This is a genomic window from Pseudomonas sp. rhizo25, assembly GCF_031931935.1.
GTDB lineage: Bacteria > Pseudomonadota > Gammaproteobacteria > Pseudomonadales > Pseudomonadaceae > Aquipseudomonas > Aquipseudomonas synxantha.
The window spans coordinates 211,395-229,018 of record NZ_JAUJXA010000009.1; the positions used below are offsets into that span (position 1 = coordinate 211,395).

The following is a 17,624-nucleotide window of genomic DNA, read 5'->3' on the forward strand; positions in this document are numbered from 1 at the left end:
CTCGTTCAGTGACGGTGCTGGCGAGTGACGCCGGCATCGAATTGCGCGACCACTTGCTGCCAGCCGGCCGCAATCAGCGCCTGGTCAGTGAGGTCGGAGGGGGCGGCGAGGTTGGCGCTGCGGTTGAGCCAGATATCCGGCTCGTTGCCCAGCACGCGCATCAGCAGCGAACCGCTGGTGGCCGGAACCTGGCTCAAACCCAGGTAGGCGGCCGGGGCCAACAGCTGCCAGCGGTGGGCGCCACGGCTGACCGAACTGGCATCCTGGGCAAAGGGCGCGAAGCCTTCCTCGGCCAGTTGCTCAGGTGTCGGTAGGGCATTTTGCTCCTGTTGCAACAGGTGGATTTCATCCAGCGTCACCCGCAGGTCGGCATAGATACCTTGTTCGGCGGCGCTCAGGTCGCGGCGGGCGTCCAGCTGGTGGCTTGGCACTGCCGCGACTGCCTGGGTTTCACCGTGCAGCGCCACCACCGTACCCGCCACCGCCAGGATGATCAGGCACAGCAACAGCACGTAGAGGGTTTCATGACCTGCACCGGCGGGGCGTACAACCTGTGTGGTAGTCATTGCGCCTGGATATCCGCTTGGTCGATTTCCACTACGTGGCCGGGGCCGGCATCAAACAGCACATAGAACTCGGCAGCAGGCTTCTTGAACGTCAGGGTTGAATCCTCTCCGAGCTTGCCCGGCACCAGGATGGTCTCGTCGTAGCCGATCACATCCAGGGTCACACCGGGGGCGCCGCTGCCGTCGGAAAAGCCGCCCTTGCACTGGATCTGCTCGCCGGGGATTTCCTTGCATTCGCACATCGGGTTGTGGGCAAAGGCGGTGGTACTGAAAGCGGCGCACAGCAACAGTGCGGCGCGGGTCAGGCGCTTGAAGGTCATGGTTTGACTCCTTGCTTGTTCAGCCAGGCAATGGTGGCAGGCGAGGCCTGGCTCAGCGGGATGGAACCCTGGTGCATGCTGCCGTCCCAACCTTCCATGGTCACCCACACTTCGGCGTCTACCGGTGTGCGTTCCGGCACCGGAAGGGCGGCGCCCATGCGGTACGGCGTACCAAAGAAGATCACCCCGGCGGCGCGCAGGCTGCGCGGCTTGCCGATGCGCAGGTAGGTGGCCTTGACCTGATTGGTGCAGGTGTCACACAGGGCGGCATTGAATAATTTCATCGGTCCGGCAGGGTCTGGCCGTGGGCCTTCATTGCGCAGCTCGGCGAGGGTCAGGCTCCACGGGCCGACTTGCACTTGCCCAGCCACGCGCTCGCCGATACCGGTATCTCCGCGAAACAGCGCGGCATCGGCGAAGTACTTGGGCATGAACCCCAGTGGCACGAGCAACAGCAGGATGTTGATGTGGAAACGCCATTTCAGCCAGAAGGCGCGCAGGGGGGATGGCGGTACAGTCGCGACCTTGCTCATCGCTGGGCCTCCGAGGTTTCAGCCTGCATGGCCGGGATGGGCGCGGGTTGCCGCTGGGTCTTGGCTTCGCGCTTGAGGGCGTTGAGGGTGGCCAGGGCGGTGCGCTTGGTCCAGATCAGCAAGCCGCTCAGCACCATCATGCTCAGCACCAGGCCGAAGAATGCCCAGATCAATTTGATCCACAAGCCGCCAAAGTCACCAGTGTGCAGCGGGCGCATGGATTCGGTGACGAACTCCAGCGCGGTACGGTCGGACAGCAGGTTCGTGACGGCGATTTCACCGTCATAGGGGTTCAGTTGTGCGGTCTGGAACATCAGTGGGTACCAGCCCCGGCCGCCAATCTGCAAATGACTGTAGGCGTTGAACGGCAGGACCAAAAAGGAGGCTTCCAGCCCGGGAATGCGTTGGCTCGCAATCTTGATTGCGTCGTCCAGCGCAATCATCGGCGCGGGTACGCCAGGTGCAGAGGTTGGCACTTTCTCGCGGGCGATCACCGGCACGACCGGCTCGCTGGAGATGGAAATCTGGTTGTCACCCAGGATCGCCTGGATCAGGAACCAGGTGCCGGTGATGGAAATGACCGCGATAAACCAGATCGACCAGATACCGCTGAGGCGGTGGAAGTCTCCCCAGAAAATGCGCGCACCGTGGCGAAAACGCAGGGTTGGCTTGAAGAAGCCTTTCCAGAAACGCTTGTACACCACCAGGCCGGTGACCAGCGAGGCCAGCAGCGGCAAGCCAAGCAAGGACACCAGGTACCAGCCCCAGCTGTAGCCGTTGGTGAACGGCACCAGCCACCAGCCATGCAGGGCACGGGTGAATTGCTGGAAGTTGAACGACGGGCTGATGCCCTGTATCGCTCCGGTATACGGGTTGGCGTAGACCTCCACGGAGCGTCCATCCGGGTAGCTGAGGTCGACACTCAAGGCGAAGTGCGATTCATCCGGGCGGCTGATGGATTGCACGATAGCCTCGGGTTCATCGCGATTGATGGCGGCGATCACCTGGCCAAAGCTCAGCGGCTGGGCGTCATCCGACGGCTTGCTCGCACGGATATCCGGGTTGGCCAGCCAGACGATTTCCTGGCTGACCACCGCCAGGGTGCCGGTAACGCAGACGATCAGTACAAAGAACCAGATGGGCAATGCCAGCCAGCTATGCACGAGAAACCAGAGTTTGGAGCGTGACTTCTTCGACATGATTAATGAGGGTCTTGATCGGAGGGGGCAATGGAGGCCCGGAAAAGGCCAGTCGTAGCTTTTGCTGACGCGACGGGCTGTATCTAAATTAAGACGGATGAGAATGAGAAATCCCTAAGGCATATATGAAAGTAAATGTTTCAGGTTCACATTCAGGCGGTATGGAAACGTTGATCGAACACGAAACATGTTTCATGCGATCACCCAGTCGCCATTGATGGGGCAGGGCGGCTGGCTAGGATGGGCGGACCCCGTCGAGCGAGCCCGCAATAAAATGACTGCCAGAACCCTCTACGACAAACACATCGATTCCCATACGGTGTGCGCCCTGGATGACCAAGGCCATGTCCTGCTTTATATAGACCGCCAGGTAATCAACGAATACACCAGCCCTCAGGCGTTCAGCGGCTTGCGCGAGGCCGGGCGCACGGTGTGGCGCCCCGGCACGGCGCTGGCGGTGGTTGACCATGTGAACCCCACCACTCCCACGCGGGTCGCGACCATGCCGGATGCCGGCGCGGCGCGACAGGTGGCCTATCTTGCAGAAAACTGCCGGGATTTCGGCATCGAACTGCTGGATGTCCTCGACAAGCATCAAGGCATCGAACACGTGATCGCGCCGGAGCAGGGGTTTATCCTGCCCGGTATGGTGATTGCCGCCGGTGACAGCCACACCACCACTTACGGTGCCTTGGGCGCATTCGGCTTTGGCATCGGCACCTCGGAAATCGAGCATCTGCTGGCATCCCAGACCCTGGTCTATAAACGCTTGAAGACCTTGCGGGTCAGCGTCGACGGTGAGCTGGCGCCGGGCTTGACCTCCAAAGACGTGATCATGGCGCTGATCGGCCAGATCGGTGCTTCCGGCGCCACCGGCTACGCCATCGAGTTCCGTGGCTCCACCATTGATGCCCTGAGTGTCGAAGCGCGCATGACCATCTGCAATATGGCCGTGGAGGCCGGCGCCCGCGGCGCGTTCATGGCGCCGGATGACAAGGTGTTCACCTACCTCAAGGGCAAGCCTCGCGCACCCCGGGGGGCGCTGTGGGAACAAGCCCTGCGTCAATGGCGCACGCTGCGCAGTGACGAGGGCGCGGTGTTTGACCGCGAAGTCCAACTGGATGCCGCCACCCTGGAACCCATGGTCACCTGGGGCACCAGCCCCGACCAGGCCGCGTCCATTGGCGCCCGCGTGCCCGACCCGCAGCACGTCAGCGATCTGATCCTGCGCCAGGGCATGCGTCGCGCCCTCGATTACATGGGCCTGGAACCGGGCGTGCCGCTGAGCGATATCGCCATCAGCCATGCATTTATCGGTTCCTGCACCAACGCGCGCATCGAAGACCTGCGCGACGCCGCCCGCGTGGTGCGCGGTAAACAGGTGGCCGATCATGTACGCGCGATGATCGTACCGGGCTCCACGCAAGTCAGGGACCAGGCCGAAGCCGAAGGGCTGGCCGCGATCTTTATCGCCGCTGGTTTCGAATGGCGTCAGTCGGGCTGCTCGATGTGCCTGGCGATGAACGACGACGTATTGGCCCCCGGCGACCGCTGTGCCTCCAGCACCAACCGCAATTTCGAAGGCCGCCAGGGCGCGGGTGCCCGCACTCACTTGATGAGCCCGGCGATGGTCGCCGCTGCCGCCATCACCGGCCGGCTCACCGATATCCGTGACCTTGGAGAGCGCCCATGAGCCTGCAACCCTTCACCCTGGTCACTGGCAAAGCCGCACCGATGCTGGCGGCCAATATCGATACCGATGTGATCATGCCCAAGCAGTTTCTCAAGGGCATCGACCGCGATGGCCTGGACCGTGGACTGTTTTTTGACCTGCGTTTTTTGCCGTCCGGTGCACCAAATCTCGAGTTCGTGCTCAATCAACCGGCCTGGCAAGGCGCGAACTTTATGGTAGTGGGGCCGAACTTCGGCTGTGGCTCCAGCCGCGAGCATGCGGTGTGGGGCCTGAAGCAAATGGGCATTCGCGCCTTGATCGGCAGCAGCTTCGCCGGAATTTTTCATGACAACTGCCAGCGCAACGGGCTGTTATTGATCACTCTGGAACAGGCGGTGTTGCACCGGCTTGCGCAAACCATCAGTCAAGCAGACCAGGCGCAGATCAGTATTGACCTTGAGGCCCAGCAGATTCGTCTAGCGGATGGCCAGTTGATCCCCTTCCAGATCGACACCTTGCGCAAAACGGCACTGTTATTCGGCCTGGATGCAATTGGCAGCACCTTGCAGCGCAGCGAGCAGATCAAGGCATTTGAGCGCCAGCACCTGACGACGAAGCCCTGGCTCGGTTGACACCGGGTGCTTCGTCGACTTAAGTGGGACCGACATGGGCGTCGGCTCACTCAAGGAAAGTTCGTAACATGGATGTGCTGAACGTTGATCCTCAATCGACCCTGTCGACCCGCAACGCACGCCTGATCATCTTTGCCCGCGGCGTGTCGGATTTCGGGGCGTTCCTCAACATGGTGGCATTGTCCACTTATGTGTATTGGCTCAGTCAGAGCGTGGTGTTTGTCAGCATCTTCCTCGCCTGCCGGGTCACCGGCGGCATTGTTGCCAGCCTGTTTGGCATTCCGTTTTTTCGTCGGTTTGCCGGGCGCGGCACATTGGCGGGGCTGGATTTGGCGCGGGCATTATTGCTGACGCCGCTGCTGGTGTTGTTACCGGCCCATCAACTCACGCTGTTGCCCTTTATCGCCTTTGGCCTCGGCCTGTGTAATTCGCTGTTCGCCATTGGCCTCAACAGTCAATTGCCCACCTGGGTCGCCCTTGAACAGCGGGTAAATACCAACGCATGGATCACCTCGGCGGCTGCCACCGGCGCGGTCTTTGGCAGTTTGCTCGCAGGCTTGCTGATCGCTACAGGTGGATTTGAAGCGGTGTTTGTCGTCAATATCGGCACCTATGTGATTGCTGCTTGCCTGGTCTTGCCCCTGCGTGCCTTGTATAGCGTGGCCGTTGCGGCCCATCGCGGGCTCGCCGCCGAATGGCAGGCGCTGACCAAGGGGCTGCGTGGCGCGCCGGTGCTGGCCGTCATGTTGCTGATCAGCATGCTCGATACCCTTGGCAGCGCAGCACATAACGTCGGCTGGCCCGTGCTGTCGCAGTATATTTCCCCGGACACGGCCAAGACGGTCATGGGCTATCTGCTGGCCGTGTGGGCCTGTGGCAAGTTTATTGGCGCGCGCATCGCCAGCGCGATGTTGAAAGGCTGTGGAACCCAAGGCATGGAGCGTTTGTTCATGCTCGGTGTGGCGTTGATGTCCAGTGGCTTTATCCTGACTTTCCAACAGACCGAACTGTGGCTGGCATTGTTACTGGTGGTGTGGGCGGGGCTGGGCGACGGATTGTCCGAGGTGGCATTGATCTCACGCGCGCAAAGCGAGCCCGATAGCTTGCGCTTGCCGCTGTTCAGCCTCTTGACCCTGATCCAGATGGCGGGCTTTGGCGTGGGCATGCTGGTGGTCGGGCCGTTCTATGTGACGTGGACGCCGGCCCAGGTGATCGTGTTGTTTCATGGGTTGCCATTGACCGCGTTGGTGGTCATGACGATATGGCTGGGCTGCGCTGCCTACCGGAGTGTCAGATCGACAAACCCTTGAAGTGCTCCTGTAGAAACTCCACACAAGCCCTCAGTTTGCCGGAGTAGGCCAGGCGTGTCGGGTAAACCGCCCACACGTTGGCGCTTTGGGTGTAGTCGTGCAGCACCTGCACCAGCTGGCCTTGCTCCAGCAGCGGCTTCACGTCCCACATCGAGCGCAGCAGTACACCGCGCCCGTCCAGTGCCCACTGCAACACGATCTCGCCGTTGTTGGATGACAGCGGCCCGCGAACGCGCACGCTGTGCGCTGTGCCATCGCGCTCCAGGTTCCAGATGCCGAAGGCATTATCGCGCTCCTTGATCACCAGGCAGTCATGGCGCTCCAAGTCGCTCAATTGCCGCGGCGTGCCCCGGCGTTGCAAGTAGGACGGTGCGGCGCACAGCACTCGACGGTTGCTCACCAGGCGCCGTCCGATGTGCTGGCCGGGGATGTCATCGCCCACCCGAATCTCCAGGTCGAAGCCTTCGCTGACGATATCCACCACGCGGTCGAACAGGTCCAGGCGGATGTCCAGTCCTGGGTATCTTTCTGCCAGCATTGACAGGGCCGGGGCCACATGGTTGCGACCGAAGCCGAAGCTGCTGCACAAGTGCAGGTGTCCACGGGGGCTGTCATGGGCGTCGGACAGTTCATCCGAGAGTTGCTGAAAGTCTTCGAGGATGCGCACAGCCCAACGCTGCACCCGTTCGCCGTCTTCGGTCAGGGCGATGCGTCGGCTGGTGCGGTGCAGCAGGCGCGTGGCCAGTGTGGTTTCGAGGATCTGGATACGCTTGCTGACATAGGCTGGGGACAAGCCCAGTTCGTCGGCGGCTGCGGCAAAGCCGGCTTTGCGGATAACGGTGAGGAATACCCGCAGGTCTTCGGGCAGGGGCACGGTGGCTTTTTTGTTCGTCATCGCAGGCAGGTGTGGGAGGGTGAGTCGCCAGGATAGCATCGGTTGGGGAGGCCGCTGTGCTCGGGTAGCGGCCACGACGGGAGTCCACAGCTTATTTGGCTGCGAGAAGGAAGGGCAGGGCTTCAACCAGCAATAACTCCGGGGCCTCTTCTGCTATGTAGTGCCCGGCCGGCAACGCCTTGCCACGTACGTTGGTGGCGACTTTCTGCCATTCTCCGAGTGGGTCGAAACAGCGGCCGACGGTGCCGTCGGCGCCCCATATCACTAATAGAGGCAGATTCAAATGATGGCCGGCGTCGATGTCAGCCTGGTCATGTTCCAGGTCGATGCTCGCGGCGGCGCGATAGTCCTCGCAGATACCGGTGGCGGTGCCGGGCAATGTCAGGCAGCGCAGGTACTCGGCGAAGGCTTCGTCGGTGAATGGCTTAAGCCCGGCGCTGCGGCTGCCCATGACGCTGCGCAGGTACAACTCGGGGTTGGCTTCGATCAGGGCTTCCGGCAACGGCGCCGGACGGATCAGGAAGAACCAGTGCCAGTAGGCGCGGGCGAAGGCTTCATCGGTCTGGGCGTACATCGCCAGGGTTGGCGCGATATCCAGCAGCACAATGCGTTTTACAACCTTGGGTTGATCCAGGGCCAGGCGATGGGCGACGCGGGCGCCACGGTCGTGGGCCAGCACCGAGAACGTGTCGAAGCCCAGGGCCTGCATCAGTTCGACACCGTCCTGGGCCATTTGCCGTTTCGAATAATGGGTGTGGTGTTCGTTGGCCGCAGGTTTGCTGCTGTCGCCATAGCCGCGCAGGTCGGCAGCCACCACGCTGAAGTGTTCGGCCAATTGCTCGGCGACTTTATGCCAGATGACATGGGTTTGCGGGTGCCCGTGGAGCAGAAGCAGGCCGGGGCCTGTACCGCCTCTGCGGTAGTTTATGTCTACGCCATTGACGTGGCACTGGTCTTTCTCGAAGCCGGCAAACATGGAATGACTCCTTGTGATGATGACCTGCATCCTGGAATCACACGGCGGTTGGGGCAAGGGGAAAAGTGTGGGGGGGATGTTCATGAAGTGTGTAGAAGCCCGGCCCTTCAAACAGAGGAGATCCAATGTGGGAGGGGGCTCCCTCCCACCTCGAATGCACTACGGTTTGAACATCTCCATGGCACGCTGGCGGATCTGCTCTTCGGTCAGGTCTTCTTTATGTGTAGCCAGGAACCACAGGTGCCCGTACGGATCTTTCACACTCGCGGAGCGGTCGCCATAGAACTGGTCCTGTGGGGCAGACACTTCGATGGCGCCTGCCTCAATGGCTTGTTTGAACTGTGCATCCACATCGTTGACATACAGGTGCAAACCGACACTGGGGTGTGTATCCGGGTTGCGCAGGGCCGTTTCATCGCAGGGGGTGCCCAGCATGATCATCGCTTCGCCAATACGCAGCTCCGCGTGGCCGACCCTGCCGTCGGGCATGTCCAGGCGCATGGACACGGTGGCGTCGAAGGCCTTCTGATAGAACTCGATCGCCTTTGCGGCCTCGTTGATCCCCAGATAGGGGGTAATGCCGTGATAACCGTCGGGAATAGGTTTAACGCTCATAACGTTCTCCTTTATTGTGGTTATGGAGTGACAGCCTTTTCACTATAGGTCACGCCGCACCACCCCACCATTGATTGGGCCTACAGGTCGGAATCAAGGGTGGGCTCCAACAGCTGGGCACCGGGGCCGCGCTCACCCAGCTGGTCATCCTGGTTGCGCAGCGGGCACGCCTGCATCGACAGACATCCACAACCGATGCAGCCATTGAGCTTGTCCCGCAGCAGCATCAGCTTGTTGATGCGCTCATCCAGGTCTTCACGCCACAACGCCGACAGACGTTCCCAGTCGCGAGCGTTAGGTGTGCGCCCATCGGGCAGCGTCTGCAATGCTTCGCCAATGGTCGCCAGTGGAATGCCCAAGCGCTGGGCGATCTTGATCACCACCACCCGCCGCAGTACGTCCCGTGGATAACGCCGTTGGTTACCGGCATTGCGATTACTCTTGATCAGCCCCTTGGCTTCGTAGAAATGCAGGGCAGTGACCGCCACCCCGCTGCGGGCCGCCAACTGACCGACGCTGAGTTCCTTGTTGAGCATGCAAAACTCCCAAGCAGTGCTTGACCTCGACTTAACTAGAGGTTTTACCCTGCGTGGCATCGAATCGCAAGATTCTGCCTACAAAGAAAGGGGTGTGTTCATGCAGGTATCAGAGAAAAATCGCAGCTTCACCCAATTGATCGAATTTCACATCGAACCCCGTCAGCAATCCGCCCTGGTGGCAGCCTTGACCACCCAGAGCGAGCGCCTGGCCGAAGGCCATGGCGGCTTTTTGAGCGCCAGCGTACAGGTCAGCGATGATGGTCGGCGGGTGCTCAATTACCTGCAATGGCAATCCCGCGAGGCCGGTGAGGCGGCCTTCAAGTGCTTTGAGCAGGGCGATGCGGATTTCTGGACGCTGATCCGTGCTCACCAGGCCACGGCCGTGACCTTTGGTTCGTTCCAGGTGCTGCGCAGTTTTGAGCGCAGCCAGGATGACGCGTTGCACTGCAGGCTAAATGGATAGATGCAGCATTCGCTCGCCTTGCAGGTTTTCCCCTGGCCGACGCTTGTTCACCGCCAACTCGCCGATCTTGATCAGGCGCGTGCGCGTCACATTGCGGCTCAAGCCCAGCAGGTTGGCGGTGTGCACCTGGTTGTAATGGCTGAAGCGGTAAGCGGCGCGTAATAATGCGTCCTCGACCTTTTCGTGCAGGGCGCCGGCCTGCTCCTCGAAGAGCTTTTGAAACGCCCGTGCCAGCAGGGCTTCTGCGCTGTTATCGACGCCATGCCGGCTGTCGTCCTGGCGCTCGATACGCAGGTTCGACAGGCGCAGGTCGTCGCGCTCGATCACACCGTTGCGGCAGGTCAGCAGGGTGTGGTGAATCACGTTTTCCAGCTCGCGAATATTGCCCGGCCAGCTGTAGCTACGGAGCTTGTGCTCGGCTTCGCGGCTGATGGTGACCAGGCCGTAGCCCAGGCGCCGGCTATAGGTTTCGATAAAGTGCCGGGTCAACGGCAGGATATCGCCGGGGCGCTCGCGCAGTGGGCTGAGCTCCAGGCTGACCACGTCGAGGCGGTAGTAGAGGTCTTCGCGGAAGTGCCCGGCGTTGATGGCCTTTTCCAGTTGCACGTTGGTGGCGGCCAGGACCCGCACATCAATTGGAATACTCTTGCGCGAACCCAGGCGCACCACTTCACGCTCCTGCAACACCCGCAGCAACTTGACCTGGATAGCCATCGGCAAGTCACCGATTTCATCGAGAAACAAAGTGCCGCCGTCCGCTTCTTCGAACCAGCCTGCCTTGGCGCAGAGGGCTCCGGTAAACGCGCCTTTCTCGTGGCCGAACAGCTCGGCCTCCACCAGGGATTCAGAGAAGGCTCCGCAGTTCACCGCCACGAACTGCCGGTTGCGCCGTGCGCTGAGGTTGTGGATATGCCGCGCCACCAGCTCCTTGCCGGTGCCGGTCTCGCCGATGATCAGTACGCTGGCTTCGCTCGGCGCCACTTGCCGGATATGCTCGAGCAACGCCTGGGATTTCGGGTCTTCGAAAACCTGGGCCGTGGCGCGGATCGACGTCGCGAGGGCGGGCGAGGGCGGGAGGGTCAAAAGCTGCATGGGCACCTCTGTTTGAAATGGAGCGTCGGAATCGGCATGGACTGGTTCATGGGGTAGGTATAGAAGAATACGGTTATTCCGTAAACGTGCGTATTTCTATATTTATAGGTCTTAAGTGAATAAGCAGAAGATGCTATCTGGTATGCCGTGACGGTTGATAGCGACTATCACGGACGGTGATTTTTCACCGCGAAGGGGCGGGAGTAGCCTGTGTTCATTGACTTGAAACCACCTTCGCAGGGCCTCCGCCATGAACCGTTTGCTCGCTGTTTCTTTTTTACTTGTCACCTCTGTCCTTGCCGGTTGTGCGACTCAGCCGTCACCGGAGCTACGGCCTTATACCGCGGAAGAAACCAGGCAATTGGCCCTGGAGGCCCTGGGCCGCCGTGGTTTGTCGTTTGACGACTATCAACGCCAGCGCGCCGCGTTGCTTGGCCAGCCACAACAACCCTTCGGCTTTGATCACCAGGGTGAAATGAACGCCGAGCGCAGCGTCGTCCTGCATGGTCGTCCCAGTTGAGCCCGCTTCCTGCGGCAAAAAGCCCGAGGCGTCCCATAAGGAACCTCGGGCTTTTTGTTTGCCATGGGGCTACCTCAGCCTGTTAAGCTGAATTTCAGGAGCGTTCCTACGCACATTTAAACAAAGTGGTCCTTCTTTAATGGCACTCGATCGGTTAAACCTGACGACCTCTGTTCTGGTCGATGCCTCCCGAGACGCTGCTCTCGGGAATACGCTCTGCGAGTTTTTAACGTCATGAATAAACGTCCGTTGTATTTCGACTACGCCGCCACTACTCCGGTGGATGAGCGGGTTATCCAGGTGATGGTCGAGTGTCTGGGCTTCAATGCCAACTTCGGTAACCCTGCGTCCAGTTCCCATGCGTTTGGCCAGGCGGCTCGGCATACGGTTGAACAGGCGCGTCGCCAGGTCGCCGAATTGGTCGGCGCCCAGCCTGAGCAGATCGTCTGGACCTCCGGTGCTACAGAATCCAACAACCTGGCGCTCAAGGGCGTGGCCCAGGCCCGTGGTGTGGCGGGTGGGCATATCATCACCAGCCAGATTGAGCACAAGGCCACACTGGATACCGCGCGGCAATTGCAGGACGCCGGCGTGGCGGTGACTTACCTGGTGCCGGATGCCCACGGCTTGATCAGCGTCGACGCCGTCAGCGAAGCCCTGCGCGAGGACACCTTCCTGGTCTCGCTGATGCTGGTCAATAACGAGTTGGGCACCCTGAACGACATCCCGGCCATCGGCGCCCGCGTGCGTGAGCATGGCGCGTTGTTCCATGTGGATGCGGCGCAGGGGGCGGGTAAGGTGGCCATTGATCTGGCCCAGTGGCCGGTGGACTTGATGTCGTTCTCTGCGCACAAACTGTACGGGCCCAAGGGTATCGGCGCGTTGTACGTCGGGCCTCGGGCACAGCAGAAGGTACTGGCACAGATTCATGGCGGTGGTCACGAAGGGGGCTTGCGTTCCGGCACCCTGGCGACCCATCAGATTGCGGGTATGGGCACAGCATTCGCCTTGGCGGCGGCGTCCTTCGCTGATGAGAAGGCCACGATTGTTGCGCTGCGCCAGCGCCTGCTGGATCAACTGGCGTCAGTCGCTGGCCTGCGTCTCAATGGCAGCCCCACCCAGCGTATTCCACATACCCTCAGCCTGACGTTCAGCGAAGGCGAATTCAATTCCGCCGCACTGAGCGCGGGCATTGCCTTTTCCGCGACTTCTGCGTGCAATTCGGCAAGCAATGCGCCGTCCCATGTGCTCCTGGCCTTGGGGCATGATGCTCGCAGCGCCGGACGCACTATCCGCTTGAGCCTGGGCCGGTTTACCACCGAACAGGATATCGACGAAGCGGCCCGGCTGATCAAGGCCTCACTGGCCAGCGCGCCGGCGTTCTGGGCGGTCTGATTTATCATTTGCAGTACATAACAATTATTAGTGGTTAGCAGGAGACACAATGAGTACGCAGCCTTTGACCCATGGAACGGTTCCCCAGCGCCTGGCGCATACCCGTGAACTGATGCGTCGCGAGGGCATCCATGCCCTGCTGGTGCCATCGGCCGACCCGCACTTGTCCGAGTACTTGCCGGGTTACTGGCAAGGGCGCCAATGGTTGTCAGGGTTTCATGGTTCGGTGGGGACATTGATCGTCACGGCGGATTTTGCCGGGGTCTGGGCTGATAGCCGCTACTGGGAACAGGCGACCAAGGAACTCAAGGGCAGCGGCATCGAGCTTGTCAAACTGCAACCGGGCCAACCTGGGCCGCTGGAGTGGCTGGCCGAGCAAACCCCAGAAGGCGGCGTGGTGGCCGTGGATGGTGCGGTCATGGCCGTGGCCTCGGCACGTACGCTGGGTAGCAAGCTGGCCGAGCGCGGTGCCCGTTTGCGTACCGATATCGACCTGCTCAACGAGGTCTGGCAAGACCGCCCGGCGCTGCCGAACCAGCCGATCTACCAGCATCTGCCGCCCCAAGCCACCGTCAGCCGTGGCGAGAAACTTGCCGCATTGCGCGCCAGCTTGAAAGACAAGGGCGCCGACTGGCATTTCATCGCGACGCTGGATGACATCGCCTGGTTATTCAACCTGCGCGGCGGTGATGTGTCGTTCAATCCGGTGTTCGTGTCCTTTGCGTTGATCAATCAACAGCAGGCCACCTTGTTTGTGGCGCTGGGCAAGGTCGATGCCGAACTGAGGGCCGTGCTTGAGCAGGATGGCGTGACCTTGCGCGACTACAGCGATGTGGCCGATGCGCTGCGTGCCGTGCCGTCGGGTGCAAGCTTGCAGGTGGACCCCGCACGCGTGACGGCTGGCTTGCTGGAAAACCTCGACACTGGCGTCAAGCTGGTGGAAGGTCTGAACCCGACCACGCTTGCCAAATCCCGCAAGAGCCTGGCGGACGCGGAACATATCCGCCAGGCGATGGAGCAGGATGGCGCGGCATTGTGCGAATTTTTCGCCTGGCTCGACAGTGCTTTGGGCCGTGAGCGCATCACTGAACTGACTATCGACGAACACCTGACCGCTGCGCGTACCCGTCGCCCCGGTTATGTGTCGCTTAGCTTCAACACCATTGCCGCGTTCAACGCCAATGGCGCGATGCCGCACTACCACGCCACCGAAGAAGAGCACGCGCTGATCGAAGGGGATGGCTTGCTGTTGATCGACTCGGGTGGCCAATACCTGGGCGGGACCACCGACATCACCCGCATGGTGCCCATCGGTACGCCGAGTGAAGAGCAGAAACGCGATTGCACACGGGTGCTCAAGGGAGTGATTGCCCTGTCCCGTGCGCACTTCCCCAAAGGCATCCTGTCACCGTTGCTGGACGCCATTGCCCGTGCGCCGATCTGGGCCGAAGGAGTGGACTACGGCCATGGTACAGGCCATGGCGTAGGTTATTTCCTCAATGTGCATGAGGGGCCGCAGGTCATTGCCTACCAGGCTGCTGCTGCGCCACAAACGGCGATGCAGCCGGGGATGATTACTTCGATTGAACCAGGTACTTATCGTCCCGGTCGTTGGGGCGTACGCATTGAAAACCTGGTACTTAACCGTGAAGCGGGCAAGACCGAGTTTGGCGAATTCCTCAAGTTCGAAACCCTGACCTTGTGCCCGATTGATACCCGTTGCCTGGAGCCGTCGTTGCTGACGGCGGATGAGCGCGAGTGGTTCAACGCGTACCACGCCGAAGTGCGTGAGCGCTTGAGCCCGTTGCTCAGTGGTGCGGCGCTCGAGTGGCTGCAGGTGCGCACCGCGGCCATTTGATTTGTTGCAGCCGGCCCGCGCCGGCTGCAAGCTAAATCTAGCTGAGGGCTTCGCGCACAAAGTCCAGACGGTCCTGGCCAAAGAACAGCTGATCGCCCACAAAAAAGCTGGGGGCACCGAACACGCCGCGTTTAACGGCTTGTTCGGTGTTGTCCTTGAGGGTGTTCTTGACGGCTTCGTCATTGGACAGGGCCAGTACTTGCTCTGGATCGAACCCATGATCGCTGAGGACGCTGGCCACGACCTCGGGATCGCCCAGGTGACGGCCTTCTACCCAGAGCGCACGGAACAGGCAATCGATAAAGTCGAGGAAGCGCTCAGGCTGATGGATTTGCATGCCGGTGATTGCGCGCATCAGTACCAGGGTATTGATGGGGAAGTGCGGGTTAAATCTGAGCGGTACATTGTAGCGTTTGGCGTAACGCGCCAAGTCATCCAGCATGTAGCGCCCCTTGGCCGGTACCATGATCGGTGAGGCATTGCCAGTGGCCTTGAATACGCCGCCCAACAGCATCGGCTGATACACCAGCTGTGCGCTGGTTTCGGCGCAGAGAGCCGGCATCTGGGTGTAGGCCAGGTAAGTGGCGGGGCTGCCCAGATCGAAGAAAAACTCCAGGATTTTACTCATGGTCGATACTCGCTGCTTATTGTTATAGGGGCGTGTTACCAGGGTTCGTTCCAGGGCCGCAGATCCAGTTCGAACGTCCATGCGTCCCGTGGCTGGCTATGCAGGTACCAGTAGTTGTCGGCAATGTGGTCTGGGTTGAGGATGCCGTCCTGGTCCTTGAGGGCATATTTTTGCGGGAAGTTCTCGCGAATGAAGTCGGTATCGATGGCCCCGTCGATCACCACATGGGCGACGTGGATGCCCAGCGGGCCTAATTCCCGCGCCATGCTCTGGGCGAGGGCGCGGATACCGTGCTTTGCACCGGCGAACGCGGCGAACCCTGCGGCTCCGCGCAAGCCCGCAGTCGCGCCGGTGAACAGGAGGGTGCCGCGGTTACGGGTGACCATGCGCTTGGCAACTTCACGTGCGTTCAAGAAACCGGAAAAACACGCCATTTCCCAGATCTTGAAATATTTGCGTGCGGTTTCTTCCAGAATGCTGCAAGGCACGTTGGCGCCGATGTTGAAGACAAACGCTTCAATAGGCCCCAGTTCGGTCTCGATTTTCTCGACCAGTGCGATAACGTCTTCTTCTTTACGTGCGTCACAGGCAAAACCGTGGGCTTCACCGCCTGCCGATTGGATGCTGTCTACCAGGGGATGCAGTCTGTCGGCGCTGCGACGGGTAACGCAGGCAATGTAGCCTTCGCGGGCAAAGCGCTTGGCGATGGCACCACCGGTTGCGTCACCTGCACCGACTACCAATACGATTTTCTTGTTGTGCGTCATGGGAACTCCATTGGCTCGATGATCGAGCAGGAGTTTAGCCGCCGTGTCGCAAAAGGCATTTGGAATGTGGTGGGAATTTGAGACGAGCAGCCAAGAGAGGCTGCTCGGCAGCTATTTACAAATGACGATCATACTGCGGCTGGTATAGCCGGCAGGATTGAGGCCGAACGGATAGTCCCCAGGCTCCTCGGAGTTGTCGCCGGACTTGGCAATCACCCGATAACCCTTGGCACCGCATGAATTGGCTGCACTGGTGTAGCACTGGTCCCAGGAGGAGGACAGGCCAGAACAGTTGATGTGCAGCCCTTTTTTGCCCCGTTTCACTTCTGTTTTGGTGGTTGCAGCACAGCCAACGATGCCCACAACCAACAACAGTATCAAAATTCGTTTCATTCCCATCCTTAATAGCCGCTCTGCAGAAGAACAGAGCCGCTTACTCGCTCTCGAGCGTAGCGTTCATGCTGTCCGTGTCGAAATTCTCCATGAATGACATTCGGTTACGGCTTAAACATGGCCTAAATGAGCGGCAAATACCAGAGCTTGTGTTAAAGAGGTCAGTCGGCGGGCACCAGCGGTTTTGATTCGTTGCGCATCGTCAAAGTGGCGCCCACGGAAGCCAGGATAATGCAGGTAATCGCCAGCCACTGGGCGAGGGATAGGTGCTCATTCAGGAAGAACAGGCCGGAGAGGGCGCCGAACGCCGGTTCAATACTCATCAGCGTACCGAACGTGCGTGCGGGGAGACGAGTCAGTGCGACCATCTCCAACGTATAGGGCAAGGCCGTCGACAGAATCGCAACGCCAATGGCGATAGGGATCAGGGCGGGCGTCAGCAATGCGGTGCCGGCATGCACGATGCCGATCGGCGCAACGAACAGGGCTGCAATCATTACGCCGAGGGCGGCGGTCTGGACACCGTTGTCATTCCCCGCCTTTTGGCCAAACAGGATATAGAGCGCCCAGCATACCCCTGCGCCCAGCGCGTAAGCTGCTCCAACCCAATCGATACCGCTGCTGGCCTCGCTCATTGGGATCAGCAGGAGCAGGCCGATAATTGCTAGCGCAATCCAGAGGAAGTCGACTGCTCGCCGCGACGCGTAGATAGCGACGGCGAGCGGGCCTGTGAATTCCAGTGCTACAGCAATTCCCAAGGGCACGGTGCGCAGGGACATATAGAAGAGGAAGTTCATGCCACCCAGCGCCATCCCGTAGATGATCACTGTGCGCAGGGACTTTGCCGTCAGCTTGGCGCGCCATGGGCGTAATAGAAGCAGCATGATCACACTGGCGAAGATCAAGCGCAGAGTAGTTGTGCCTTGCGCGCCGACAATAGGAAACATGCTCTTGGCCAGTGAGGCACCGGATTGGATGGAGGCCATAGCGATCAACAGCAGGCCGACGGGAAACAGTGCGCAGGCCAGGCCGCGGGGAGGGGAGGTCATTGGAGGTGTTCTTCCGAAGTCATAGTCGATGAGCAGATGTCGCTATGATGCTTAACTGTTGAGTAATGAGCAATATATTGCTCAATTTGCCGTTTAAGTCTTTCTATATAGAAGGATCATGGAGTTTGCAGCCGTATTGATAGAAAACCTGAATTAAGCCTTGACGGCAGATTCTGGAAGCCTATAATTCGCCCCACTTCCA

General features: G+C 60.3%; 20 protein-coding genes. 7 read left to right on the forward strand and 13 right to left on the reverse strand.

Features of this window, described 5'->3' with window-relative positions; genetic code table 11:
* Positions 1–5: 5 nt before the first annotated feature.
* Genes QZR30_RS19935 through QZR30_RS19950 form a run of 4 tightly spaced genes read right to left on the reverse strand, consistent with a single transcriptional unit; the run spans position 6 to position 2,618 of the window.
* Positions 6–566 carry a DUF6162 family protein gene (locus tag QZR30_RS19935; RefSeq protein WP_056846315.1) on the reverse strand — a complete coding sequence of 187 codons (561 nt, stop codon included), beginning with the start codon at positions 564–566 and terminating at the stop codon, positions 6–8.
* The gene (locus QZR30_RS19940; protein WP_043050326.1) at positions 563–886 is read right to left on the reverse strand and encodes a hypothetical protein; all 324 of its coding nucleotides are present in this window, start codon (positions 884–886) and stop codon (positions 563–565) included. Before QZR30_RS19940 ends, QZR30_RS19935 begins: the two co-directional genes overlap by 4 nt.
* Positions 883–1,419: a hypothetical protein gene (locus tag QZR30_RS19945; protein WP_043050327.1), complete on the reverse strand. Its 537-nt coding sequence runs from the start codon at positions 1,417–1,419 to the stop codon at positions 883–885. Before QZR30_RS19945 ends, QZR30_RS19940 begins: the two co-directional genes overlap by 4 nt.
* Positions 1,416–2,618: a PepSY-associated TM helix domain-containing protein gene (locus QZR30_RS19950; protein WP_046069020.1), complete on the reverse strand. Its 1,203-nt coding sequence runs from the start codon at positions 2,616–2,618 to the stop codon at positions 1,416–1,418. Before QZR30_RS19950 ends, QZR30_RS19945 begins: the two co-directional genes overlap by 4 nt.
* 274 nt (positions 2,619–2,892) lie before the next feature.
* Between QZR30_RS19950 and leuC the strand changes: the two genes are divergently transcribed.
* The 3 genes from leuC to QZR30_RS19965 all read left to right on the forward strand — a co-directional run bounded on the left by leuC (position 2,893) and on the right by QZR30_RS19965 (position 6,232).
* Complete coding sequence (leuC, locus tag QZR30_RS19955; RefSeq protein ID WP_046072527.1) at positions 2,893–4,311, forward strand: 3-isopropylmalate dehydratase large subunit; 1,419 nt, start codon at positions 2,893–2,895, stop codon at positions 4,309–4,311.
* Positions 4,308–4,922, forward strand: coding sequence for a 3-isopropylmalate dehydratase small subunit (leuD, locus tag QZR30_RS19960; protein ID WP_059397168.1), 615 nt, complete (start codon positions 4,308–4,310; stop codon positions 4,920–4,922). The genes leuC and leuD overlap by 4 nt, the downstream gene beginning before the upstream one ends.
* 68 nt (positions 4,923–4,990) lie before the next feature.
* Entirely contained in the window at positions 4,991–6,232 is a 1,242-nt protein-coding gene (locus tag QZR30_RS19965; protein WP_442967574.1) for an MFS transporter, read from the forward strand.
* Here the strand turns inward: QZR30_RS19965 and QZR30_RS19970 are convergent.
* The 4 genes from QZR30_RS19970 to soxR form a co-directional block, all read right to left on the reverse strand.
* On the reverse strand, positions 6,213–7,127 hold the full coding sequence (locus QZR30_RS19970) for a LysR substrate-binding domain-containing protein (protein ID WP_311904019.1): 915 nt from the start codon (positions 7,125–7,127) through the stop codon (positions 6,213–6,215). The genes QZR30_RS19965 and QZR30_RS19970 overlap by 20 nt on opposite strands.
* A gap of 91 nt (positions 7,128–7,218) precedes the next feature.
* A complete protein-coding gene (locus tag QZR30_RS19975; protein ID WP_311904020.1) occupies positions 7,219–8,103 on the reverse strand; it encodes an alpha/beta fold hydrolase in 885 nt (294 codons plus the stop codon).
* A 159-nt stretch (positions 8,104–8,262) separates the two neighbouring features.
* Positions 8,263–8,718, reverse strand: coding sequence for a VOC family protein (locus QZR30_RS19980; protein ID WP_059397172.1), 456 nt, complete (start codon positions 8,716–8,718; stop codon positions 8,263–8,265).
* Positions 8,719–8,798: 80 nt separating this feature from the next.
* Entirely contained in the window at positions 8,799–9,254 is a 456-nt protein-coding gene (gene soxR, locus QZR30_RS19985; RefSeq protein ID WP_046069014.1) for a redox-sensitive transcriptional activator SoxR, read from the reverse strand.
* Positions 9,255–9,354: 100 nt separating this feature from the next.
* On the opposite strand from soxR, the gene QZR30_RS19990 reads away from it, so the two are divergent.
* Positions 9,355–9,720: an antibiotic biosynthesis monooxygenase gene (locus QZR30_RS19990; protein WP_056846328.1), complete on the forward strand. Its 366-nt coding sequence runs from the start codon at positions 9,355–9,357 to the stop codon at positions 9,718–9,720.
* Here the strand turns inward: QZR30_RS19990 and QZR30_RS19995 are convergent.
* Positions 9,709–10,812 carry a sigma-54 interaction domain-containing protein gene (locus QZR30_RS19995; protein WP_311904023.1) on the reverse strand — a complete coding sequence of 368 codons (1,104 nt, stop codon included), beginning with the start codon at positions 10,810–10,812 and terminating at the stop codon, positions 9,709–9,711. The two genes, QZR30_RS19990 and QZR30_RS19995, sit on opposite strands and share 12 nt — an antisense overlap.
* 250 nt (positions 10,813–11,062) lie before the next feature.
* Between QZR30_RS19995 and QZR30_RS20000 the strand changes: the two genes are divergently transcribed.
* From QZR30_RS20000 to QZR30_RS20010, 3 genes are all read left to right on the forward strand, one after another.
* Positions 11,063–11,332, forward strand: a complete 270-nt coding sequence (locus QZR30_RS20000; protein ID WP_080944644.1) for a hypothetical protein — start codon at positions 11,063–11,065, stop codon at positions 11,330–11,332.
* Between the two features lie 234 nt (positions 11,333–11,566).
* On the forward strand, positions 11,567–12,727 hold the full coding sequence (locus QZR30_RS20005) for a cysteine desulfurase family protein (RefSeq protein WP_056846322.1): 1,161 nt from the start codon (positions 11,567–11,569) through the stop codon (positions 12,725–12,727).
* A 49-nt stretch (positions 12,728–12,776) separates the two neighbouring features.
* Complete coding sequence (locus QZR30_RS20010) at positions 12,777–14,585, forward strand: aminopeptidase P family protein (protein WP_056846323.1); 1,809 nt, start codon at positions 12,777–12,779, stop codon at positions 14,583–14,585.
* 37 nt (positions 14,586–14,622) lie between these two features.
* Here QZR30_RS20010 and QZR30_RS20015 read toward each other — a convergent pair whose 3' ends face one another.
* The 4 genes from QZR30_RS20015 to rhtA form a co-directional block, all read right to left on the reverse strand.
* A complete protein-coding gene (locus QZR30_RS20015) occupies positions 14,623–15,213 on the reverse strand; it encodes a 2-hydroxychromene-2-carboxylate isomerase (RefSeq protein ID WP_046069010.1) in 591 nt (196 codons plus the stop codon).
* A 35-nt stretch (positions 15,214–15,248) separates the two neighbouring features.
* Positions 15,249–15,980: an SDR family oxidoreductase gene (locus QZR30_RS20020; protein WP_059397175.1), complete on the reverse strand. Its 732-nt coding sequence runs from the start codon at positions 15,978–15,980 to the stop codon at positions 15,249–15,251.
* 111 nt (positions 15,981–16,091) lie between these two features.
* Positions 16,092–16,373 carry a hypothetical protein gene (locus QZR30_RS20025; protein WP_046069008.1) on the reverse strand — a complete coding sequence of 94 codons (282 nt, stop codon included), beginning with the start codon at positions 16,371–16,373 and terminating at the stop codon, positions 16,092–16,094.
* 161 nt (positions 16,374–16,534) lie between these two features.
* Positions 16,535–17,422: a threonine/homoserine exporter RhtA gene (rhtA, locus tag QZR30_RS20030; RefSeq protein ID WP_046069007.1), complete on the reverse strand. Its 888-nt coding sequence runs from the start codon at positions 17,420–17,422 to the stop codon at positions 16,535–16,537.
* Positions 17,423–17,624 lie beyond the last annotated feature (202 nt).